Here is a 21490-nt window from a genome sequence, read left to right on the forward strand (position 1 = left end):
ATCACGAGTGGACCACCATGGCGATGCCGGATTTATTCCAGTAATTTAAATATTAAGTTAATTAAGCTATGGATGCCGGGTACGGGGATTCGGCCCCTATCCCAGGGGGAATGCCATAGCGACCGGTCGGGGAGGAAGCCATGGATCACGCAGACACGAGCGACGCCGTCGCCGAGGCGGTCGGCAAAGTCACCGAGGCCATGGAAACCGTCGAGCGCGCCCGGGGCCACCTGTACTCCTTCCACCAGCTGACCGGGCGGGCCGACCTGCAACTCGACGCCGCGGTCGCCCAGCTGTACGAGCTTGGCCACTCCGATCTGGCGCAACACATCAGCCGCGAACTGATCGGGCGCAACGTGTTACCCGGCCGGTGGACCTTTCAGGTCGTCGACGATTACGACGAGGGTTACTACCGGTGCTTCCGAGATGTCGAACGCCTGGTGCGTAGCCGGCTCACCGACGGTCGTCGCCACGCCTACGAAGCGCGGCTGAAGGAGCGCCGGCGCACGTCGGGGCATCCTGCCCACACCGCCACCCCCAACGACCAATCGGCTGAAGGAGCGAATTGATGCACTGCGTCGTGTTCGGGGCCACGGGATACCTGGGCACGCGGCTCATCCCCGAGCTGCTCGAGAACGGTCACACCGTGCGCGTGCTGGCCCGAGACCCCGCCAAGCTTGACGACGTCGCCTGGCGTGGCCGGGTGGACGTCGTTCAGGGTGACGTCATCGACGCCACCGCAGTGCGCCGGGCGCTGGAAGGCCAACAAGTCTTGTACTACCTGGTGCATTCGCTGATGCGCCCCGACTTCGTGGACTTCGACGAACGCGCGGCCCGCAATGTGGCCGAGTGCGCGCCCCAGGCGGGGTTGTCGCGGATCGTCTACGTCGGCGGCATCACGCCCGACGGGCAGAAGCTCTCCGATCATCTGGCCTCGCGCGCGCAAGTAGGGCGCCTGCTGAGAATTTCGGGCGTGCCCTCCGTCGAGTTGCGCGCGGCCGCCATCATCGGGGCGGGGTCGGCCAGCTTCGAGATGCTGCGGTACCTCACCGAGCGGCTTCCGCTCATCGTCGCACCGCGTTGGTTGCGTACCTGCGTCCAGCCCATCGCGGTGTGCGACGTGCTCTATTACCTGGTCCGCGCGGCGGAGCTGCCGGCGGAGGTGAACCGGCCATTCGACATCGGCGGGCCGGACCGCTTCACCTACACCGAAATGATCCGCAAGTACGCCGTGATCGCGGGCCTGCCCAGGCGGCCCGCGGTGCCGGTGCCCTTATTGAGCCCCCGGCTGTCGGCGCCGTGGGTCGACTTGCTCACCCCCATTCCTCGCCAACTGGCCTTCTCGCTGATGGCGTCGCTGGAAAACGACGTGGTGTGCGCCAACCACGACATCGCCCGGTACATACCCGATCCCGACAGCGGACTGATGCACTACGAGGAGGCCGTCGAACTCGCCCTCGCGCACGTGCGCGAAAAAGATCTGCGCACCCGGTGGTCGCGCGCCGACATGAACGGTGCACCTTCCCAGCCGCTGCCCACCGATCCGCAGTGGGCCGGCGGATCGCTGTATGAGGATGTGCGTCAACGCAATAGCAGCACCGATCCCGAAACGCTATGGCGGGCCATCCAAACGGCCGTCGCCGAGCGCAACTGGTCGGCGTTTCCGTTGGAATGGCCCCTGCGCGGCTGGATCAACGGCGCGCTGGGCGCCGTCCGGTTTCTGCGCCGGCCGCTGGACGGGCAGCAGTTACATGAGGGCGAGGCCCTGGACTGGTGGCGGGTGGAGCGCATCGACACGCCGCGGCTGGTCCGGTTGCGCGCCGATATCCCGTTGCCGGGTCGGCTCTGGCTGGAGCTGTCCGCGCGCCCCGACGGCAATGGCGGCTCCCAGTACCGCCAGCGGGCGTTGTTTCAGCCGTATGGCCTTGCGGGGCAGCTTTTTTGGAACGCGTCGGCACCCTACCGCGACGTGGTGTTCGGCGGCATCGCCCGCGATGTCACCGCGAAGGCGCGCGGTGGCGTAAGGCCCGCGGCGGCTCCGTCGCGCTGTTGAAAGGAGAAGCGACATGGGTGACAAGAAATTTCACGAGGGCGACAAGGTTGAGTGGCGGAGCCACGGCAACACCGTCCGGGGAACGGTCGAGGGCGAAATCACCTCGGACACCGAGGCTGCCGGACGCACCGTGCGGGTCTCCGAAGACGAGCCGCAGTACAAGGTCCGCAGCGACAAGACGGGCGCGGACGCGGTGCACAAGCCCGGCGCGCTGCGCCCCCGGGGCTGAGGTCACCGATGGCCGACGATGACGAGGAGACCACCTGGGACCGCTTCCAGGGGACGGCCAACATGACCGCTCGCGAGCTGGAGAAGTGGCTTCGCTGATGAACTGGGGTCACGACCCGACCAGGTCCTGAACCCCCCGCTCGGTCGGTGTATTCACCGGCCAATCGGGTGTAAATACGAGACACTTGGCGGGGTAAGCGGGCCGCGCGCGGCGGTCGCCGATACGCTGAGCGGCGAATCTTGCAGAAGGACACAGGTAAGTGACCAAGCGCGGCGCCGCTGATCGGCGACTAGACCGAGCCGAACTCGAGAAGTTGATGTCGGCCGACATGCGCGCACTCACAGCGCAATCGGACCGCATCGGACGGCACTTCGCCCGCCAGCACGATGTCGGCGGCACCGACTTGCACGCCTTGCTGCACATCATGGTCGCCGAAACCGCCGGGACGCCGCTGACGCCGGCGCAGTTGCGCCAGCGGCTGGACGTGTCCCCCGCCGCGATCACCTACCTGGTCGACCGCATGATCGACTCCGGCCACCTGCGGCGCGAGCCCGATCCCGTCGACCGGCGCAAGACGCTGCTCCGCTACGAAGAGCCGGGCATGGCGTTGGCCCGCTCGTTCTTCACCCCGCTGGGCGCGGAACTGCGCGCGGCCCTCGCCGACCTGTCCGACCGCGATCTGGCCGCCGCACACCGGGTTTTCCTGGCGATGATGGAGGCGATGTCCACCTTCGAATCGCAATTCGAGGCGGCGACCCCCAAGCCGTCGGCGAGCGAAGCCAAAAGCGCGCCGGCCAAGGGCCGGCGCCGGTCGGTGAGTAAGACCGGCGATCGCCCGACCTAACGCACCGGCCGCCGGGCCGCCGGGCCGAGCACCCGCTGCTCGATCAGGTCCGCCCCGCGCTGCACACCTCCGGTCGCGGCGAACCCGGCGGCCACGCGGCGCGCGCCGTCCGCCATCGTCATCGCCGCGCGTACCTTCGCCCTCAGCCGCGCCACGGTGAGGTGTTTGGCCGCCAGGCGGGTGCCGCAGCGAGCGACCTCGACGCGCCGGGCGACTTCGGCCTGGTCCCGCGCGAACGGCACCACGCAGACGGGTACGCCGCGGTCGAGGGCTTTCAGCGTCGTTCCCATCCCCCCGTGCGTGATGGCGCAGCTGGCGCGCTCCAGCACCGCCCCGTGGGGGACGAAGCGGCATATGGTCGCGTTGGGTGGCCGCGGAAGATCGGGGGGTATGCCCGCGGGGAACGTCGCCACCACGTGGACGGGCTCATCGGCCAGCGCCCGCAGCGCGGTCCGCCCCAGGGCGGCGTCCGACTGTTTTATCGAGGACGTGTTCACCAGCACCACCGGGCGCTCGATGGCGGCGACCCACTCCGGCGTGGCCCGCTGAGCGGGTTCGAATACACACGCGCCGATGTGGTGAACCAAACCGGCCCAGCCGGGGTGCCGATACTCGAAGGGCTCGCCACCGACGGCCAGCAGCAGCGGCGCGCGCCGCACGAAGTCGTCGACCGAGGCGACCGGCGGCACCCCCAGCCCGGTGCGAATGGCGTTGACTCGCGGCAGCATTGGCCGGTCGAACAGGTGCCGGACGATCGGTCGCACCGAGGCGTCCCGGAAGTCGCCGACAATGCCGGGAAGCGGTCGAAAGCCCGGACCGAAGGGCGGAACGCCACGGGACCGCAGGTACGGCGTGAAGGGCGAGAACACCAGCCATGGGATGCTTCCGGCATCCGCGGCCGACATCGCCCCCCAGCAGTTCGCGTCCACGATGATCGCATCCGGCCGGACCGCGTCCACCGCGCGCCGCAGGTCCTCGACTTCGAGCACCGCGCGCCGGCAGAGCACGTCGATGGTTAACTTCAACACTTCCAAGGCGTTTCGGGCCCGCCAATCCTCGCCGACGATCGCCTCGATGTCCGGGGCGACGGGCTCGGCGTGCACACCGACCCCGCACATCGTCGCGACGCCGGCCGCCATGGTGCGGGCGTGAACCTCGTGACCGCGGGCGGCGAGCTCGGCCAGCAGCGCCCCGACCGGCAGCAGGTGCCCGAGGGCCGGCGACCCGTAGGCCAGTATCACCGCCATGTCACACGCCGCTACGAGACTGGCGCGAGCTCGACGGCGCGCAACCCGGAAAGGCTTGCGACACCGCAGCCATGCAGGCAGACGCGAAGCTCGTCGATGAACGGCTGCAGCCAATCGACAACGGCCGCAGCGGAATCGATCGCGGCCGGCAGCAGCGGCCGAGCCACCGCCACGACGTCGGCGCCCAACGCGATCGCCTTGGCCGCGTCCATACCCGTGCGGATACCGCCCGAAGCCACCAGCGGGATCTCCGGCAGCACCTCCCGCACCTCCACGATCGCCGTGGCGGTCGGGATGCCCCAATCCGCCAGGTGCGGGTACCGCAGCTCGCCGTAGCGGACGAACTGCTCGACCCGCGACCATGACGTGCCGCCGGCGCCCGCGACGTCTATCCCGGAAACCGGCAAGTCCCCTTCGGCCCCAACGAGTTCCGCGGCCGCCACGCCGCCGATCCCGTGACCGACCTCCTTGAGCAGGACGGGGCAATCTATCGCGTCGGCCACACCCCGCAGCCTGGCCAACGACCCCGAGAAGTCCGTGTCACCGTTGCTCTGCATCGCTTCCTGCAACGGATTGGTGTGCACCGCAAGCGCATCGGCGCCCACCCGATCGAGAGCCTTCGCGAGCTCGGGCACGGCGGCCTCGGTCAGCTGGGCCAGGCCGATGTTGCCGAACAGCAAGACATCCGGGGCCACATCACGAACGGTGAAGCTGGCCGCCGCGCGCTCACCGAGCGCGCTGTCGAGCATTATCCGCTGCGAGCCGAGCATCATCCCGACGCCAAGCTGTTGAGCGGCGACGGCCAAATTCCGGTTGATGGTGCCCGACAACTCGGCGCCGCCGGTCATCGCTCCGATCAGAATCGGCGACCGCAGGTTCGCACCGAAGAATTTGGTGGACAGGTCGATGTCGCCGAGGCTGGTCTGGGTCAGCGCGTTGTAGGGCAGCTGGTAGCGCTCCAGCCCCGTACTGAGCTGCTCGTAGTTGACCTGCTCACCGAGGCACACGTCGATGTGCCGCCGTTTGCGAGTGGTCAGCGGCCCGCGGTCGGCCGTCACAGCGGGCACCCCGGCGCGACGAACCCCCGGCCCCTCACATCCATAATGTTCATAGTGCCCCTTGTTGCGTGCCGTCGGCGCCCGAATGCGTGACGATGCGTAATTTCAGTTGATTAATGTTTAATATACTGAAAGACTTTGATCCGTGGTGTGGGATGGCATGGCCGCAGCCCTGACGGGACGGCGCTCGTGGCTGTTCGCGCTGGGTGCGGTGCTGCTCGGCATCGGTTTCATGGTGGTCGTCGGCGCAAACGGGGCGGCGGGCCAGGCGCCGTTGTCCGTGCCGACGACGTCCGATTCGGCCAGGGTCGACGCCATGGCCCGCCAGTTTCCCGGCGGGGACCACGTTCCGTTGATCATGGTCGTCAGCCGCACCGACGGCGCCGCGCTCGCCCCCGCCGACATCACCGCCGCACAGGCGGCCCGCGACCGCATGCAGGCCGCCATACGGCCGGACGGTGCCGCCGTGCCGGCGCAGGTGTCGGCCGACGGCAAGGCGACCATCGGGGTGGTGCCCGTCAGCGCCGATCTGTCGGGCCTCACCCTGAGCGACGCGGTCGCCAACCTGCGCAAAACCGCTTCCACCGGCCTGCCGGCGGAGCTGCAGGTCCACGTCACGGGCGGCCCGGCGTTCGGCGCCGACATCGCCGGCGCATTCACCAATGCCAACGTCACCCTGCTCGCGGTGACGGCCTCGGTGGTGGCACTGCTGCTGATCGTCACCTATCGCTCCCCGGTGCTATGGCTGCTGCCCCTGCTGGTGGTCGGGTTCGCCGACCGGGTCGCCGCGGCGCTGGGTACCGCCGTGGCGTCGCTGACCGGGCTGAGCTTCGACGGCGCCACCTCCGGAATTACCAGTGTCCTGGTGTTCGGCGCGGGCACCAACTACGCGCTGCTGTTGATTTCGCGCTATCGGCAGGAGCTTCGGCACGCAAGCGAACATCGAGACGCCTTGCGCCGCGCGGTGCGGATGGCCGGCCCCGCGATCGTCGCCAGCAATGCCACCGTGGTGCTGGCGTTGCTCACCTTGCTGTTCGCCTCGACGCCGAGCACACGCAGCCTGGGCGCGCTGGGGGCGTGCGGACTCGTGATCGCCGCGGTGTCGGCCCTGGTGATACTGCCACCGCTGCTGGGACTGTGCGGTCGTCGATTGTTCTGGCCCTTCATTCCCCGCCCCGAGGACAACCCGACCACGGATTCCGGTGCCTGGCATCGCGTCGGGGAGTGGGTGAACCGGCGTCCGGCGCTGGTCGCGGTCGTCGCGATCGCCGGTCTGGCGGCCCTTGCCACCGGCCTAATGGGCACGCGCATCGGTTTGTCGCAGACCGAGCAGTTCCGGGTGCACGCGGATTCGGTGGCCGGTTACGACATTGTGGCCGCGCATTTTCCGGCCGGCCTGGCCAACCCCACGCTCGTCGTCGCTCCCACCGACCCGCGGGTGCCGCAGGCCATCAAGGCGACCCCCGGCGTGATCTCGGCGACCGATTCCGGCCACTCGGCGTCCGGGCTGGCCAAATGGTCGGTGGTGATCGACGCGCCGCCATCATCCGATCGGGCATTCAATACCATTGCCGCGCTGCGTGATACGACCAAGTCCGCCAACCCGGCGGCGCTGGTGGGCGGAGCGGATGCGCAGGCACTCGATGTTCGCAACGCGGCCACCCACGACCGGCATCTGCTGATCCCGGCGATTCTTGCGGTCATCCTCGTCGTGCTCTATGTTCTGCTGCGCTCCGCACTTGCGCCGCCCACGCTGCTCGCGGCGACGATCCTCGGGGCGCTGGCCGCGCTCGGCCTGGGCGGATGGGCCAGCAGCCACGTTTTCGGCTTTCCGGCGCTGGACAACAGCACGCCGCTGTTCGCCTTCCTGTTCCTGGCCGCCCTCGGGGTGGACTACACCATCTTTCTGGTCACCCGCGCGCGCGAGGAGTCCGCGCGGCGCGGCGCGCGTGCCGGGATGGTCGCGGCGGTGTCGGCCACCGGCGGCGTCATCACCAGCGCGGGAACCGTGTTGGCCGCCGTCTTCTGCGTGCTCGGCGTGCTGCCGCTGATCGTGCTGACCCAGCTGGGAATCATCGTCGGCCTGGGCATCCTGCTGGACACCTTCGTGGTCCGCACACTGGTCATCCCCGCGCTGTTCGCCGTCATCGGTGACCGTATCTGGTGGCCCGCCGCACCGAAACCCGCCAAAGCCGTTGCAGCGCAAGTCGAATATCAACACGAACGGAGCACGCCGTGAACAAGTCAACTCTGGCCGCGACAAGCCTCGCCGTCGCCGTCGCCGGCGGATCCGGAAGCATCGCGAGCGCCAAGGCCGTTTCCAGCTGGTACGCGCGGCTGCGCAAGCCGCCGTACCAGCCCCCCAACGCCGCCTTCCCGGTGGCGTGGACCACCCTTTACGGCGACATCGCGGTTACGTCCGCCGTGGCCATCGACCGGTTTCGCGCGGCGGGACAACACGACAAGGCACGCGGCTACGCCGCGGCGCTCGGGCTCAATCTTGTTCTCAACGCCGCATGGAGCTGGCTCTTCTTCCGTTTCCACAAACTCGGCGCGTCCGCGGTCGGTGCCGCCGCCCTGACGGCCAGCAGCGTCGACCTCGCGCGTCGGACCGCGCAAGCCGACCCGCGGGCCGGACTGGCCCTGTCGGCGTACCCGCTGTGGTGTTCCTTCGCGACCGTCCTGGCGACCCATGTTTGGCGGTTGAACCGCTGAGGAAACCATCGGATCATGCCGACCCTCTTATGGTTTCGCCGCGACCTGCGGCTGGGTGACCATCCGGCGCTGAATGCCGCGGCCGACGACGGCGAAGTGCTCGCCTGTTTCGTGCTCGATCCGAAGCTCGAGGCTTCCTCCGGCCGGCGCCGCCTCCAGTTCCTGGGTGACTCGCTGCGACAGCTGCGTGACGACCTGGATGGCCGGCTACTGGTGGCCCGTGGGCGGCCCGACAAGGTGATCCCGCGCATCGCCGGGGAGATCGGTGCGTCGGCCGTGCACATCTCCGAGGATTTCGCGCCGTACGGCAAGCGCCGTGACGAAAAGGTTTGTGCCGCATTGGATTCCGTTCCCCTGGTGGCCACCGGATCGCCGTACCTGGTCTCGCCGGGCCGGGTCACCAAGAAGGACGGCACCCCCTACCAGGTGTTCACCCCGTTTCTGCGCCAGTGGCGCGAGTCCGGCTGGCGGGCACCGGCGAAATCGAGCGCCGGCTCCGCGCGCTGGCTCGATCCGGCGGAGCTGCCGTTCGAGCAAGCCGAAATCCCGGATCCCGGCGCCGAACTCGACATCGCTGCCGGCGAGGCCGCGGCCCGCAAACAGTGGAAGTCGTTCGTGGACAACGGGTTGCAACGCTACGCCGAGGAACGTAATCGGCCCGATATGCACGGCACCAGCCGGATGTCGGCGTACCTGAAGTTCGGCAGCGTCCATCCACGCACCATGGTCGCCGATCTCGACCTCCGTCACGACGGGGCCCAGGCTTATGTGCGCGAGTTGGCGTTCCGCGACTTCTACGCCGATGTGCTGCATCACCGGCCGGCCAGCGCCTGGCGCAATTGGAACAGCCAGTTCGACGGCATCCGTACCGACACGGGTTCCGACGCGAAACGCCGCTTCGAGTCCTGGAAGGCCGGCGAAACCGGCTTCCCGATGGTCGACGCCGGGATGCGTCAACTGCGCGAGACCGGCTTCATGCACAACCGGGTGCGGATGATCGTCGCATCGTTTCTGGTCAAAGACCTGCACCTGCCCTGGCAGTGGGGCGCCGAGTGGTTCCTGGATCAGTTGGTCGACGGGGATATGGCAAACAACCAGCATGGGTGGCAGTGGTGCGCGGGCTGCGGTACCGATGCCGCGCCGTACTTTCGGGTGTTCAACCCGACCACCCAGGGCGAGAAGTTCGACCCGTCCGGGGAGTACATCCGGCGGTGGGTTTCCGAGCTCCGATCGGTCGACGACGCACACCTGCGCAAGGGCGACCGGCCGGCCGACTACCCGGCGCCGATGGTCGACCACGGCGCCGAGCGCGCCGAAGCGCTGCGGCGCTACCAGAGCATCTGAGCCACGGGCCGGCTCGCTCAGCAACGAATTGTCGCCTGTGTGAATGTTTGCTCAATCGCCTACCCGGAGCTAGTTGGCATGCAATTATCAGCCGATTCACAGTTGTCAAGCCGCCCGGGAGGCATTAATGACGCACTTCATCGTTCGGACGTTGCTGGTCTCCGGTGCCGCCGCGGGGTTGCTGGCCGGCGTCAGCGCCTGCTCGTGTTCCGTGGGCTCGTCGCACACGGTCAGCAAGAGCGATGTGGCCGGCCAGATCACCTCGAAGCTCACCGACGCCGCGGGCAACAAGCCCGATTCGGTGACCTGCCCGAACGATCTGCCGGCAAAGGTTGGGGCGCAACTTAATTGCGAGATGAAGGTCAAAAACCAGACGTTCAATGTCAACGTGACCGTGACGAGCGTGAACGGCAATGACGTCAAGTTCGACATGGCCGAGACGGTCGACAAGAACCAGGTCGCCAGCATCATCAGCAACAAGCTGGCCCAACAGGTGGGCAGGCGACCGGACGCGGTGACCTGCCCCGACAACTTGAAGGGCGTCCAGGGCGCGACGCTACGGTGCCAACTCGTCGACGGCAACGACAAATACGGCATAGCGGTGACCGTCACCAACGTCGACGCCGGCGACGTCAACTTCGATTTCAAGGTCGACGACCACGCTGAGCCGGCTGCCTAGCGGTGATCGCGAGCGCGGCGAAGCCGGGCGCTGCGGGTCACCGCCGGCTGCCTAGCGGTGATCGCGGGCGCGGCGAAGCCGGGCGCTGCGGGTCACCGCCGGCTGCCTAGCCAACTTTCTAGCGCGCAGCCTTCTTGCGCTCGATGTCGGCCAGCGCCGCGGCCAGTTCCGCGCGCTGGGCGGCCGAGCTCTCCCAGGCGAGCTGGCGGTTCTTGACCACCTTGGCCGGCGCGCCGACCGCGATCGAGTAGTCGGGGATGACACCGCGGACCACGGCGTGTGACCCCAGCACGCAGCCGCGCCCGATGGCCGTGCCGCGCAGCACCGTCGCCTTCACCCCCACCCAGGTGTCGGGCCCGATCCGCACCGGCGACTTCACGATGCCCTGGTCCTTGATCGGCAGGTTGATGTTGTCCATGCGGTGGTCGAAGTCGCAGACGTAGCACCAGTCGGCCATCAGGACCGAATCGCCGAGCTCGATGTCGAGGTAGGCGTTGATGACGTTGTCGCGGCCCAGCACCACCTTGTCGCCGAACCGCAGCGAGCCCTCGTGGGCACGGATCGTGTTCTTGTCGCCGATGTGCACCCAGCGACCGATCTCCAGCTGCGCGAGTTCGGGCGTCGCGTGGATCTCCACGTCCTTGCCCAGGAAAACCATCCCCCGGGTGATGATGTGCGGGTTGGCGAGCTTGAACTTCAGCAGCCGCCAATAGCGCACCAGGTACCAGGGTGTGTAGGCGCGGTTGCGCAACACCCATTTCAGCGACGCCAGCGTGAGGAACTTGGCCTGGCGCGGGTCCCGCAGGTTCGATCCACGCCAGCGGCGATGGACCGGCGCGCCCCACATGCTCGTCATGGCCGGACAGCCTAGCGATCAACCGCGCCGAGATCTCCACGGGTTACCCTCACCTGTACTCGATCGCTGCCCATGCCGACGTCCGCGGAAAGGATCTGGGGAATCCAAGTGCGTGCCCGACATCTGCTGCGTGGGCTTCGGCGTTGGTCATCCGCGCTGCTGGCCGCCGCGATCACGATGGGGCTCGGCGGCTGCGCCAACACCGACTCGTGGGTGGAGGCGTCAGCGTCGGCCGGTTGGCCCGCGCAATACGGCGACGCTGCCAACAGCAGCTACACCGGCACCAACGGCGCCACCAAGCTGGCGCTGGGGTGGACGCGCTCCGTCAAGGGGAGCTTGGCCGCGGGCCCGGCGCTGAGCGCGCGCGGCTACCTGGCCCTCAACGCGCAGACGCCGGCCGGATGTTCGCTGATGGAGTGGGAGAACGACCACAACGGCCGGCAGCGCTGGTGCGTGCGGCTGTTCCAGGGCGGCGGCTTTGGGGGACCGCTCTTCGACGGGTTCGACAACCTCTACGTCGGCCAGCCCGGGGCGTTCCTCTCCTTCCCGGTGACGCAGTGGACGCGATGGCGGCAGCCGGTGATCGGAATGCCCGCGACGCCGCGGTTTCTCGGACACGGGCAGCTGCTCGTGGCGACGCACCTGGGTCAGGTGCTGGTCTTCGAGGCGCACCGCGGCGCGGTGGTCGGCAGCCCGATGGATCTGGTCGACGGCGTCGATCCAACCGACGCGACGCGCGGGCTGGCCGATTGCGCGCCGGCGCGGCAGGGATGCCCGGTGGCAGCCGCACCCGCTTTTTCGGCGGCCAGCCAGATGGCGGTGCTCGGCGTCTGGCAGCCGGGCGCCCCGGGCGCGGGGCTGGTCGGGCTGAAGTATCACCCAGGGCAGACCCCGCTGCTGTCCCGGGAGTGGACCAGCGACGCCGTCGGGGACGGTGTCATCGCCAGCCCGGTGCTGTCCGCCGACGGGTCGACCGTCTACGTCAACGGCCGCGACCAACGACTGTGGGCACTGCACGCCGCCGACGGGAAAGTGAAATGGTCGGCGCCGCTGGGATTCCTGGCACAGACGCCGCCCGCGGTCACGCCCGACGGCCTCATCGTGGCGGGCGGCGGGCCCGACACCCGGCTGGTGGCATTCAAGGACGCGGGCGATCACGCCGATCAGGCGTGGCGCCGCGACGACGTCGTCCCGCTGTCGTCGTCGAGCCTGGCCGGCGCCGGCGCCGGGTACACGGTCGTCAGCGCCCCGGCCGCAAACGGCGCGCCCGGTATGTCGCTGCTGGCCTTCGATCCGGGTAATGGCCACACGCAGGGCAGTTATCCGCTTCCGGCAGCCACCGGCTATCCGGTGGGGGTCGCGGTCGGCACCGATCGCCGCGTGGTGGCCGCGACCAGCGATGGCCAGGTGTACGGTTTCGCACCGGCATGACCGGGCCATACTGAGCCCATGGCCACCGATGACGACGAGATGCAGGGCGCTGTCGCCGCCTACTCCGGAAAAAGCGAGCGCAACCTGGCGGTGGACCGCACCGCGACCATTGTGCTGCTCGCCGTCCACGCTTTCCTGGTCGCCGTCACAATCGGCGTGCTGAGCCTGTTCGTCATGGGCACCGACCCGTGCGGCTCCCAGAAGTGCGGCGACCCGGCATGGATCGATCGCGCCATGTTCCTGGGTCTCGGCGGCGGCGCCGTCGTCTTCGTCATCGCCCTGGTGGTCGCCATCCGCCGCCTCACCCGGCGCCGCACCGCGTTCTTCGTTCCGCTGCTCGGTTGCCTCGCGCAGGTGGCGCTGGCCGTCGGCGCCGCGGCGATGGAGACACTGGCCGGGCCGGTCTAGCTGTCAGAGCGCTAGCGGCGGGACGGCGTTGCGGGGCACCTCGGCTTGGACCGGCCCGGCAAACGCCGGCAGCATCTCACCGGGCGCGAAGTAGAAGATCAGCTGGTCGTCGGTGATGGCAAAGTTCTGATAGTGCGTCGGATCGTGACCGGTCGAGGGGAAAATGGTTGCGCCCAAAGGGGTTTGGCGTGCCAGGTCGCGCTGCACGACCGGGAAGATGCTGTCCAGCGGCGTGGTACCCGGCGCAAACAGGTTGTCGAAGGTGATGGGCTGCTTCTTCCCCAGGTTGTAGTTGAACGCCTTGTACCAGATGGAGGGGTGCGACCCGCCGAGGTCCTGGAAGAGCTTGAGCACCACGCTGCGGGTGTTGTGCGGCGGCTGACCGGAGCTGCGTTGCTCGGTGGTCGCCTCCAATTGGTAGGGCTGATCGCGCGACCCGGAGCTCTGCGCGACGTTGACGAAACCGTCCCGGTTTTGCGTGATGTAGTCGGTCAGCGCCTGCTCGTCGGGATAGTCGGCGGGAAACACCATGTTGAGCATGTAGGTGGGGCCGGTGGCGCGCACGCGGCACATCTGGCCGTCCTCCACGGTGCCGCCGACGCTGGCGCACGACGGTGGGGCGGCGGCGGCCGGCCAGCCCAACAGGGCCGCCGATGCGAGCACCACTGCCGCTATCAGATAACGCATCCTTCTATTGTCCTTGCAGATTAGGCGGGGCTGGCGCCTCCAAGAGCGATCCCACCAGCCTACCGCGAGGGCCTGCATACGAACGCCGTCGCGCGACCGGCGGCCCCCGACCCGATGCGCGTGATGACCACGGACAGCGGCCGGCTACCGCGCAGCCGCATCCGTCGCCGCAGCGCGTCGGGGTCGACCCGTACTCCGCGAACCAGGACCTCCAGCGTCCCGCAGTCCAGCCCTGACAACGCCTGGCGGAGCCGTCGCTCGTCGAACGCCAGCCGCTCGAGCACCTCGAAGCCGCGGACCGCCGCCGGCAGTGAGTCCCCCGACAGGTAGGCGATGTCGGGGTCGAGTTGCCACAGCTCGTGCCGCGCCGCGTAATGGCGAACCAGCCCCGCCCGGACCACCGCACCGTCGGGATCGACTATCCATCGCCCGGCCGGCCGCACCGGGCAGTCGTCCGGGTCGGTGTCGGTGATCTGCTCGCCGCGATCGAGGACGCTGGCCCGCCGGCGAACACCGCCCTGTCCCAGTCCGCGCGACCACAGGCACGCCTCCCGCACCGCGCCGCGATAGGACGTCACCTCGATCTCGCCATCGAAGTCGAGTCGGCTCACTTCGTCGAAGTCTATTCCGGGAGCGCACTTTACGACGAGATCGCGATCCTGATAGGTGTCGATCAAGGCACCGAGGCCCGGCCGGTAGTCATCGACGCGGAAGCGGCGGCGCCCGCCGCCACGTCGCGCCGGGTCCACGAGCACCGCGGCGTCGCGGGTCACCGGCACCAGCGCATCGGCGCGGCAGAGATCGGCCGCCCCGCCCAGGTTGTGCCGGGCCATCGCCAGCCGCACCGCATCGATGTCGCTGCCTACCGCCCGGACCCCGACCCGGCGCAGCGCGGCCAACTCGGTGCCGATCGAACAGGTCGCGTCGTGCACGACGACTCCCGCCTCGGCGAGCCGCCTGGCGCGGTGCAAAGCCACCGGCGCCGCGGTGGCCTGCTGCAGCGCCTCATCGGTGAAAAGCCATTCTGACACCGGGATTTCGGAGCCCAGCCCGCTCAACTTCTCGGCGGCGCGCCGGCGCAGCAACGTCGTCTCCACCAACACCGCCGCCCGGTCGCCGAACCGGGCACGCACCGCGGCGACATCGGTCACCCGGGTGGCGTCGGTCAGCTCGAGGTCGGCGACCTCCGCCAGCGCCGCGGCGCCCGATTCCGACCGCAGATAACGGACGTCCCCGGCGCCGAACGTGAGGCCGTCACTCAGGAGGGCTTGACCCCGGTGATCATCACGTTGTAGAACCAGCCCTTCGGCGCCAGGTGGCGCATGACGTTGGCGTCGAGCCAACTCAGTGTCTTCCAGCTGGTGAACGCGAACCTCGCCCAGCCCCAGCCGAGCCGCCCGGGCGGCACCGCGCATTCGAACGTGCGCAGGGGCCAGCCCAGCATCGCGGCGGTGAATTCCACGGTGGCCGTTTGAACTTCGGCCGCACCGGCGTCGACGGCGAGCCGCTCCAGGTCGCCCGGGGTGAAGGTGTGGAGGTCGACGAGGGCCTCCAACGCCGCGGCGCGGGAGGATTCGTCGAGTTCGGCCTGCGGTCGCCGCCAGCCGTCCAGACCGGGCAGCTTGGTGACGTTGGTGGCGACGCGCCAGGTCAGGGTCGACAACGTGCGGGCGTAGGTGTCGCCGACGGTGGTCGGCTCGCCGGCGAACACGAACCGGCCGCCCGGCCGCAGCACCCGGACGACCTCCCGCAGCGCCAGCTCGACGTCGGGGATGTGGTGGAGCACGGCGTGCCCGACTACCAGGTCGAAGGTGTTGTCGTCGTACGGAATGCCCTCGGCGTCGGCGACCCGGCCGTCGATGTCCAGCCCCAGCGACTGCCCGTTTCGGGTGGCGACCTTGACCATCCCGGGCGACAGGTCGGTGACCGATCCGCGGCGGGCGACCCCGGACTGGATCAGGTTGAGCAGGAAAAACCCGGTGCCACAGCCTAATTCGAGGGCCCGATCGTAGGGGAGCTCGCGTTGCACCTCGTCGGGCACGATGGCGTCGAAGCAGTCCCGCGCGTAGTCCACGCAGCGCTGGTCGTAAGAGATCGACCACTTCTCGTCGTAGGACTCCGCTTCCCAGTCGTGGTAGAGGACCTGGGCCAGCTTGCTGTCATGCCGGGCGGCTTCCACTTGCTCGGCTGTGGCATGCGGGTTGGGAACGGCATCGGTCGAACTCGTCGTCATGCAGGGCAGCCTAACGGGCGCCGGATTCGGAGTCGTCTTCACCGCTGCCACCAGCGGCGAACACGTCGACGTAGCGGCGCCGCTCGGCGGCGGCCCGGTCGGCCGGACTCAGCTCGAACACGTCGTTGATGCCGGCCTTCGCGGCGGCCAACGCGTGCCGCGGGCCGTCGAGGAAGCGGCGCGCCCAGCCCGCGGCGGCGTCGTACACGTCGTCGGGGGCTACCATCTCGTCGATCAGGCCCAGCTCCAGCGCCTCCTCGGCGTCGAAAAACCGGCCGCTGAACACCAGTTCCTTCGCCTTGCTCGCCCCGGCCGCACGGGTCAGCCGGGCCATGCCGTCACCGCCGGGGATGAGGCCTGCCAGGACCTCCGTCGCGCCGAACTTCACGTTGTCACCGCTGACGCGCCAATCGGCGGCCAGGGCCAACGTCAGCCCGGCGCCCAGCGCGTATCCGGTGATCGCGGCAACGGTCGGCTTCGGGATCCGCGCGACGGCGTCGATGGCCTGCTGCCGCGCCCGGGCAGCCGTCTCGGCCTCCGGTCCGGTCAGCGTCCGCAGTTCGGGCATGTCGTCGCCGGCCGAGAAAATCTCGTGGCCGCCGAACAGGATGACCGCTGCCACGTCGTCGCGCTCCCCCAGTTCGGCGGCCGCGGAGACGATCTCCCGGTAGAGCTGGCGGGTCATCGCGTTCGTCGGCGGTCGCGACAGCAGCAGCATGGCCAGCCCGGCGTCTCGCGAGCCGTCGCTGACCACGGTGCTGACGAACTCGCTCAATGCCGCCACCCCATCCCGCCGGCTTCGCGTGCTTGGTGGTAGCGGCCCGAGTCGAAGAACTCGAAGACCCAGTTGTCGCCCTGGATCTCCAGGTGCGGCTGCACCGTGACGATCTGCCGTTCGACGGCCAGCACTTCCGCGACGGTCCGCCCCGCCAGCGAATCCAGCTGAGTCCACGTCGGCGGCAGCAGAAAACAGCGGCCGGCTGAGAAGTCGTCGATGGCGGCCTGCGGCGTGGTCCAGCCGGCGCGGTCGGATTCGGTGTTCTCGCCATCGGCCCGCTGCCCGTGCGGCAGGGCGCCCACAAAGAAGTAGGTGTCATAGCGCCGGGTGCGCTCGGCTTCGGGGGTGACCCAGTTGGCCCACGGCCGGAGCAGGTCGGAGCGCAGCTCGAGGTTCTCCCGGCGCAGGAAATCCGCGAACGACAACGTGCCGTCGGCGAGCGCGCGGCGGGCGTCGGCGTACACCGAGGCGTCGCCGACGATACCGTCCGGGTCGCCCGCGGGCCCCGCGAACAGCACCCCGGATTCCTCGAAGGTCTCCCGGGCTGCCGCGCAGACCAGCGCCTCGGCCAGGTCGGGCTCGATGCCGAACCGCTGCGCCCACCACTGGGGCGGCGGGCCGGCCCACGCGATGTCGGCGTTGCGGTCGCGGTCATCGACGCCGCCGCCGGGGAACACCATCGTGCCGGCCGCGAATTCCATCTTGGCGTGCCGGCGCATCAGGAAGACGGCGATCCCGCCCGGGTCGTCGCGGACCAGCATCACGGTCGCCGCGGGGCGCGGCACCAGTGGGGTCTCTTCGTTTGGTGACGTCATAGCTGCCTCCGGTGGGCTGCGCGGGTGCGGACGCGGCGGGCGAAATAGCGCCCGTCGACGACGTCGAGGGCGATCGACTGGCCGAACGCGGTGGACAGGTTCTCTGAGGTCAGGACGTCGGTCAGCAGCCCCGCGGCGACCACCTTTCCTTCGGACAGCAGCATGCAGTGGCTGAAGCCAGGCGGGATCTCCTCGACGTGGTGGGTGACCAGCACCAGCGCGGGCGCGTCGGGGTCGGCCGCGAGGTCGGCCAGCCGCGCCACCAACTCCTCGCGCCCACCCAGGTCCAAGCCGGCGGCCGGTTCGTCGAGCAGCAGCAGCTCCGGATCGGTCATCAAAGCGCGGGCAATCAACACCCGCTTGCGCTCGCCTTCCGACAGCGTTCCGTAGCTCCGGTCCGCGAGGTGCTCGGCGCCCAGGCTCTCCAGCATGTCGATGGCCCGGCGGTAGTCGACGTCCTCGTAGCGCTCCCGCCAGCGGCCCAGCACCGCGTAACCGGCCGAGACCACCAGGTCGCGCACCACCTCGTCGGTGGGCACCCGCTGCGCCAGGGCCGACGAACTCAGACCGATCCGGGAGCGCAACTCCGACACGTCGACCCGGCCCAGCCGCTCGCCGAGCACGAAGGCCGCGCCCGACGAGGGGTGCTCGGCGGCCGCGGCAATCCGCAGCAGCGACGTCTTGCCGGCCCCGTTCGGGCCGACGATCACCCAGCGCTCGTCGAGTTCGACCGCCCAATCCAACGGCCCGACGAGGGTGTGGCCGCCGCGCCGCAGCGACACCTTCCTGAAGTCGATCAGCAGATCGGGGTCGGCTGCCTCACTCATCTGGTCGGCTCCACCCCCGGATTCTCTCGAATCCTCGAGGCTCACCTCCGGCGTCCGTTTTTGGGCACCCGACCATCGTGCCGTACCGGGGCCGCTACTCGTCGGGCGGGATCTCCACCCTGCGGACCTCCCCGTCCACCGCGTCGGCGGCCTCGATTTCGCCGCGGGTCACGCCCAGCAGAAACAACACCGTGTCCAGGTACGGGTGGCTAAGCGAGGCGTCGGCCACCTCTCGCAACGCCGGTTTGGCGTTGAACGCTATCCCCAGCCCGGCCGCCGCGAGCATGTCGATGTCGTTGGCGCCGTCGCCGACGGCGACGGTCTGCGCCATCGGAACCCCGGCCCGCTCCGCGAACTCCCGCAGCGCCGCGGCCTTGCCCGCGCGGTCGATGATGGGGCCGACGACCCGCCCGGTGAGTTTGCCGTCGACGATCTCCAGCTCATTGGCGGCGACGTAGTCCAGCATCAGCTCCTCGGCCAACGGCTCGATGATCCCCCGGAAGCCGCCGGACACTACACCGCAGTGAAAACCCAAGCGCCGCAACGTCCGCAGCGTGGTCCGGGCCCCGGGCATCAGCTCCAGCTGATCGGCGACCTCGCCGATCACGGTGGCCGGCAGACCCGCCAGGGTGGCCACCCGCTGTTCGAGCGACTGCGCGAAGTCCAGCTCGCCCCGCATGGCTGCGTCGGTGATGGCGGCGACCTTCCCCTCAGCGCCCGCCCGAGCGGCCAGCATCTCGATCACCTCGCCCTGCACCAGCGTCGAGTCCACGTCGAACACGATCAGCCGCTTGGCCCGCCGCTCCAGGGTGTAGTCCTCGACGGCCACGTCGACGCGCTTCTCGGCGGACACCTGGTTCAGCGCCGTCCGCAGCACGGCTTCCGACCCCGACGGCACCGAGACCCGCAGTTCCAGGCCGGTCACCGGGTAGTCGGAGACACCGCGGATGAGGTCGATGTTGACCCCCAGGCCGGCCACCGCCCCGGCCACCGCGCCGAACGCGCCGGCGGTGATGGGCCGGCCCAGCACGAAGATGGTGTGCGTCGAGGGCTCCCGGATGATCTCCACGTCGTCGCTGTGCTCGATGCTGACGTCGAGGCCCACCCCGCGGATGGCCGATTCGACGTCACGGCGAAACTCGGGGCTGTCGGCGACGTCCGCGGGACAACACACCAGCACGCCCAGGGTCAGGCGGTGTCGAATCACCACCTGTTCGACATTGAGCAGCTCGACGCCGTGCCCGGAGAGCGCCTCGAACAGGGCCGAGGTGACGCCCGGTTGGTCCACTCCGGTGACGGTGATCAGCACCGACACCTTCGGTGGTGTGCTCACCCCCGACTCAGCCGCTACTGCTCAGGGGTCGAGCGATCGGGCTCGGTCCGCGGACCGAATCCCTTCGGCGATTCGAGAGCCGTGGCGTGGCGCCCCACATGCGCCTCGGCACGCAGCCGCTCCACCATGTGCGGGTAGTGCAGCTCGAAAGCCGGTCGCTCCGAACGGATCCGGGGCAGCTCGGTGAAGTTGTGCCGCGGCGGCGGGCAACTGGTCGCCCACTCCAGCGAGTTGCCGTAACCCCACGGGTCGTCGACGGTCACGACCTCGCCATAGCGCCAGCTCTTGAATACGTTCCAGACGAACGGGAACATCGACGCGCCCAGGATGAAGGCGCCGACCGTCGAGGCGATGTTGTACGGCTGGAAGCCATCCGAGGGCAGGTAGTCGGCGTAGCGGCGGGGCATGCCCATGTCGCCGAGCCAGTGCTGCACCAGGAAGGTGGTGTGGAAGCCGATGAAGGTCAGCCAGAAGTGCAGCTTGCCCAGCCGCTCGTCGAGCAGCCGGCCCGTCATCTTCGGGAACCAGAAGTAGACGCCGGCGAACGTCGCGAACACGATCGTGCCGAACAGCACGTAGTGGAAGTGCGCGACCACGAAGTAGGTGTCGGTGACGTGGAAGTCCAGCGGGGGGCTGGCCAGCATCACGCCGGTCAGACCGCCCAGCAGGAAGGTCACCAGGAAGCCCACCGAGAACAGCATGGGGGTCTCGAAGGTGATTTGCCCCTTCCACATCGTGCCGATCCAGTTGAAGAACTTGATCCCGGTGGGCACCGCGATCAGATACGTCATGAACGAAAAGAACGGCAGCAGAACGGCTCCGGTGGCGAACATGTGGTGCGCCCACACCGCCACCGACAACGCGGCGATCGACAGCGTCGCGTAGACCAGGGTGGTGTAACCGAATACCGGCTTGCGGGAGAACACCGGGATGATCTCGGTGATGATCCCGAAGAATGGCAAGGCGATGATGTACACCTCGGGATGGCCGAAGAACCAGAACAGGTGTTGCCACAGCAGCACCCCGCCGTTGGCCGCGTCGTAGACGTGGGCCCCTAGATGTCGATCGGCGGCCAGCCCGAACAGCGCGGCGGTCAGGATCGGGAACGCGATCAGGATCAGGATCGACGTTACGAGGATGTTCCACGTGAAGATCGGCATCCGGAACATGGTCATGCCGGGTGCGCGCATGCACACCACGGTGGTGATCATGTTGACAGCACCCAGGATGGTGCCCAGACCGGCGACGATCAGGCCCGTGATCCACAGGTCTCCCCCGGCGCCGGGCGAGTGGACGGCGTCGGATAGCGGCGTGTAGGCGGTCCAGCCGAAGTCGGCGGCCCCACCCGGGACGATGAAGCCGGCCGACGCGGTCAGACCGCCGAACAGGAACAACCAGAACGAGAAGGCGTTCAGCCGCGGGAAAGCCACGTCGGGCGCGCCGATCTGCAGCGGCAGCACCAGGTTGGCGAACCCGAACACGACCGGCGTCGCGTAAAGCAGCAGCATGATCGTGCCGTGCATGGTGAACAGCTGGTTGTACTGCTCATTCGACAGGAACTGCAGTCCCGGCGCGGCCAGCTCGGTGCGCATCAACAGGGCCATCAGTCCGCCGATGAAGAAGAAGACGAAGCAGGTGACCGTGTACATGATGCCGATCATCTTGTGATCGGTGGTGGTGATCAGTTTGTAGACGAGGTTCCCTTTGGGGCCGGTCCGGTCCGGGTACGGACGAACGGCCTCGAGTTCTCCCAAGGGGGGCGCTTCGGCTGTCAACAGCTTCTCCAAACATCCGGATAGGACAGGGGCCCAAAAACAGAGCTGACACGAATCTTAACCGTCGATCATGCCGACGTCAGGGCTGGTCCTACAAACTGTCGTAAACGGCTCGGCGGCGCGGCGTGTCGGTTCGGAGTGCCGGGCTGCGCGCGGGCGGGTGTTAGCGTCTGACGCG

21 protein-coding genes are annotated in these 21490 nt (G+C 68.8%); 10 read left to right on the forward strand and 11 right to left on the reverse strand.

All coding sequences use genetic code 11. The features are described 5' to 3' along the window. Nucleotides 1-140 precede the first annotated feature (140 nt). From A5758_RS04720 to A5758_RS04735, 4 genes are all read left to right on the forward strand, one after another. Nucleotides 141-569 (forward strand): hypothetical protein, encoded by a 429-nt coding sequence (locus A5758_RS04720; RefSeq protein ID WP_067210686.1) that lies wholly within the window; start codon nucleotides 141-143, stop codon nucleotides 567-569. After that, nucleotides 569-2053, forward strand: a complete 1485-nt coding sequence (locus tag A5758_RS04725; protein ID WP_067737177.1) for a DUF2867 domain-containing protein — start codon at nucleotides 569-571, stop codon at nucleotides 2051-2053. Before A5758_RS04720 ends, A5758_RS04725 begins: the two co-directional genes overlap by 1 nt. A gap of 13 nt (nucleotides 2054-2066) precedes the next feature. After that, entirely contained in the window at nucleotides 2067-2282 is a 216-nt protein-coding gene (locus A5758_RS04730) for a DUF2945 domain-containing protein (protein ID WP_067737180.1), read from the forward strand. Nucleotides 2283-2541: 259 nt separating this feature from the next. After that, entirely contained in the window at nucleotides 2542-3126 is a 585-nt protein-coding gene (locus A5758_RS04735; RefSeq protein WP_067737183.1) for a MarR family winged helix-turn-helix transcriptional regulator, read from the forward strand. On the opposite strand, the gene A5758_RS04740 is transcribed toward A5758_RS04735, so the two are convergent. Both A5758_RS04740 and fni read right to left on the reverse strand, forming a co-directional pair. Further along, nucleotides 3123-4373 (reverse strand): glycosyltransferase, encoded by a 1251-nt coding sequence (locus tag A5758_RS04740; protein ID WP_067737186.1) that lies wholly within the window; start codon nucleotides 4371-4373, stop codon nucleotides 3123-3125. The genes A5758_RS04735 and A5758_RS04740 overlap by 4 nt on opposite strands. A gap of 11 nt (nucleotides 4374-4384) precedes the next feature. Continuing rightward, nucleotides 4385-5431 carry a type 2 isopentenyl-diphosphate Delta-isomerase gene (fni, locus tag A5758_RS04745; RefSeq protein WP_067737188.1) on the reverse strand — a complete coding sequence of 349 codons (1047 nt, stop codon included), beginning with the start codon at nucleotides 5429-5431 and terminating at the stop codon, nucleotides 4385-4387. A gap of 160 nt (nucleotides 5432-5591) precedes the next feature. Between fni and A5758_RS04750 the strand changes: the two genes are divergently transcribed. From A5758_RS04750 to A5758_RS04765, 4 genes are all read left to right on the forward strand, one after another. Then, entirely contained in the window at nucleotides 5592-7670 is a 2079-nt protein-coding gene (locus A5758_RS04750) for an MMPL family transporter (RefSeq protein ID WP_082939583.1), read from the forward strand. Beyond that, entirely contained in the window at nucleotides 7667-8146 is a 480-nt protein-coding gene (locus A5758_RS04755; RefSeq protein WP_067737193.1) for a TspO/MBR family protein, read from the forward strand. The genes A5758_RS04750 and A5758_RS04755 overlap by 4 nt, the downstream gene beginning before the upstream one ends. Before the next feature lie 15 nt (nucleotides 8147-8161). Then, nucleotides 8162-9490, forward strand: a complete 1329-nt coding sequence (locus tag A5758_RS04760) for a deoxyribodipyrimidine photo-lyase (RefSeq protein ID WP_067737196.1) — start codon at nucleotides 8162-8164, stop codon at nucleotides 9488-9490. A gap of 127 nt (nucleotides 9491-9617) precedes the next feature. Beyond that, nucleotides 9618-10169, forward strand: a complete 552-nt coding sequence (locus A5758_RS04765; RefSeq protein WP_067737199.1) for a DUF4333 domain-containing protein — start codon at nucleotides 9618-9620, stop codon at nucleotides 10167-10169. A 118-nt stretch (nucleotides 10170-10287) separates the two neighbouring features. Here A5758_RS04765 and A5758_RS04770 read toward each other — a convergent pair whose 3' ends face one another. Continuing rightward, nucleotides 10288-11025, reverse strand: coding sequence for an acyltransferase (locus A5758_RS04770; protein WP_067210645.1), 738 nt, complete (start codon nucleotides 11023-11025; stop codon nucleotides 10288-10290). A 177-nt stretch (nucleotides 11026-11202) separates the two neighbouring features. Here A5758_RS04770 and A5758_RS04775 point away from each other — a divergent pair, with 177 nt between their 5' ends. Together A5758_RS04775 and A5758_RS04780 are read left to right on the forward strand one after the other, a co-directional pair. Continuing rightward, complete coding sequence (locus tag A5758_RS04775; RefSeq protein WP_067737522.1) at nucleotides 11203-12456, forward strand: PQQ-binding-like beta-propeller repeat protein; 1254 nt, start codon at nucleotides 11203-11205, stop codon at nucleotides 12454-12456. A gap of 18 nt (nucleotides 12457-12474) precedes the next feature. Next, nucleotides 12475-12864: a DUF6264 family protein gene (locus A5758_RS04780; RefSeq protein ID WP_067737203.1), complete on the forward strand. Its 390-nt coding sequence runs from the start codon at nucleotides 12475-12477 to the stop codon at nucleotides 12862-12864. A gap of 3 nt (nucleotides 12865-12867) precedes the next feature. Here the strand turns inward: A5758_RS04780 and A5758_RS04785 are convergent, their stop codons facing one another. The 8 genes from A5758_RS04785 to ctaD all read right to left on the reverse strand — a co-directional run bounded on the left by A5758_RS04785 (nucleotide 12868) and on the right by ctaD (nucleotide 21312). Next, nucleotides 12868-13551, reverse strand: coding sequence for an esterase (locus A5758_RS04785; RefSeq protein ID WP_067737206.1), 684 nt, complete (start codon nucleotides 13549-13551; stop codon nucleotides 12868-12870). Nucleotides 13552-13610: 59 nt separating this feature from the next. Continuing rightward, a complete protein-coding gene (locus A5758_RS04790) occupies nucleotides 13611-14813 on the reverse strand; it encodes a class I SAM-dependent methyltransferase (RefSeq protein ID WP_197503769.1) in 1203 nt (400 codons plus the stop codon). After that, the gene (locus A5758_RS04795) at nucleotides 14810-15784 is read right to left on the reverse strand and encodes a class I SAM-dependent methyltransferase (RefSeq protein ID WP_067737208.1); all 975 of its coding nucleotides are present in this window, start codon (nucleotides 15782-15784) and stop codon (nucleotides 14810-14812) included. Before A5758_RS04795 ends, A5758_RS04790 begins: the two co-directional genes overlap by 4 nt. A gap of 10 nt (nucleotides 15785-15794) precedes the next feature. Beyond that, nucleotides 15795-16559, reverse strand: a complete 765-nt coding sequence (locus A5758_RS04800; RefSeq protein ID WP_067210824.1) for an enoyl-CoA hydratase — start codon at nucleotides 16557-16559, stop codon at nucleotides 15795-15797. Continuing rightward, entirely contained in the window at nucleotides 16556-17377 is an 822-nt protein-coding gene (locus tag A5758_RS04805) for an NUDIX domain-containing protein (RefSeq protein ID WP_067737211.1), read from the reverse strand. Before A5758_RS04805 ends, A5758_RS04800 begins: the two co-directional genes overlap by 4 nt. Continuing rightward, complete coding sequence (locus A5758_RS04810; protein ID WP_067737214.1) at nucleotides 17374-18204, reverse strand: ABC transporter ATP-binding protein; 831 nt, start codon at nucleotides 18202-18204, stop codon at nucleotides 17374-17376. Before A5758_RS04810 ends, A5758_RS04805 begins: the two co-directional genes overlap by 4 nt. A gap of 94 nt (nucleotides 18205-18298) precedes the next feature. Next, the gene (serB, locus tag A5758_RS04815) at nucleotides 18299-19537 is read right to left on the reverse strand and encodes a phosphoserine phosphatase SerB (protein ID WP_067737217.1); all 1239 of its coding nucleotides are present in this window, start codon (nucleotides 19535-19537) and stop codon (nucleotides 18299-18301) included. A gap of 14 nt (nucleotides 19538-19551) precedes the next feature. Further along, on the reverse strand, nucleotides 19552-21312 hold the full coding sequence (gene ctaD, locus A5758_RS04820; protein ID WP_067210920.1) for a cytochrome c oxidase subunit I: 1761 nt from the start codon (nucleotides 21310-21312) through the stop codon (nucleotides 19552-19554). Nucleotides 21313-21490 lie beyond the last annotated feature (178 nt).

Origin of the sequence: Mycobacterium sp. 852014-50255_SCH5639931 (assembly GCF_001665605.1) — a bacterium.
GTDB classification, from domain to species: Bacteria; Actinomycetota; Actinomycetes; order Mycobacteriales; family Mycobacteriaceae; genus Mycobacterium; species Mycobacterium paraffinicum.

Coding starts and splice junctions, on each gene's coding strand:
- A5758_RS04720 (WP_067210686.1), top strand. CDS start 141: ATGGATCACGCAGACACGAGCGACGCCGTCGCCGAGGCGGTCGGCAAA.
- A5758_RS04725 (WP_067737177.1), top strand. CDS start 569: ATGCACTGCGTCGTGTTCGGGGCCACGGGATACCTGGGCACGCGGCTC.
- A5758_RS04730 (WP_067737180.1), top strand. CDS start 2,067: ATGGGTGACAAGAAATTTCACGAGGGCGACAAGGTTGAGTGGCGGAGC.
- A5758_RS04740 (WP_067737186.1), bottom strand. CDS start 4,373: ATGGCGGTGATACTGGCCTACGGGTCGCCGGCCCTCGGGCACCTGCTG.
- A5758_RS04750 (WP_082939583.1), top strand. CDS start 5,592: ATGGCCGCAGCCCTGACGGGACGGCGCTCGTGGCTGTTCGCGCTGGGT.
- A5758_RS04760 (WP_067737196.1), top strand. CDS start 8,162: ATGCCGACCCTCTTATGGTTTCGCCGCGACCTGCGGCTGGGTGACCAT.
- A5758_RS04765 (WP_067737199.1), top strand. CDS start 9,618: ATGACGCACTTCATCGTTCGGACGTTGCTGGTCTCCGGTGCCGCCGCG.
- A5758_RS04770 (WP_067210645.1), bottom strand. CDS start 11,025: ATGACGAGCATGTGGGGCGCGCCGGTCCATCGCCGCTGGCGTGGATCG.
- A5758_RS04775 (WP_067737522.1), top strand. CDS start 11,203: ATGGGGCTCGGCGGCTGCGCCAACACCGACTCGTGGGTGGAGGCGTCA.
- A5758_RS04780 (WP_067737203.1), top strand. CDS start 12,475: ATGGCCACCGATGACGACGAGATGCAGGGCGCTGTCGCCGCCTACTCC.
- A5758_RS04785 (WP_067737206.1), bottom strand. CDS start 13,551: ATGCGTTATCTGATAGCGGCAGTGGTGCTCGCATCGGCGGCCCTGTTG.
- A5758_RS04795 (WP_067737208.1), bottom strand. CDS start 15,784: ATGACGACGAGTTCGACCGATGCCGTTCCCAACCCGCATGCCACAGCC.
- A5758_RS04805 (WP_067737211.1), bottom strand. CDS start 17,377: ATGACGTCACCAAACGAAGAGACCCCACTGGTGCCGCGCCCCGCGGCG.
- A5758_RS04810 (WP_067737214.1), bottom strand. CDS start 18,204: ATGAGTGAGGCAGCCGACCCCGATCTGCTGATCGACTTCAGGAAGGTG.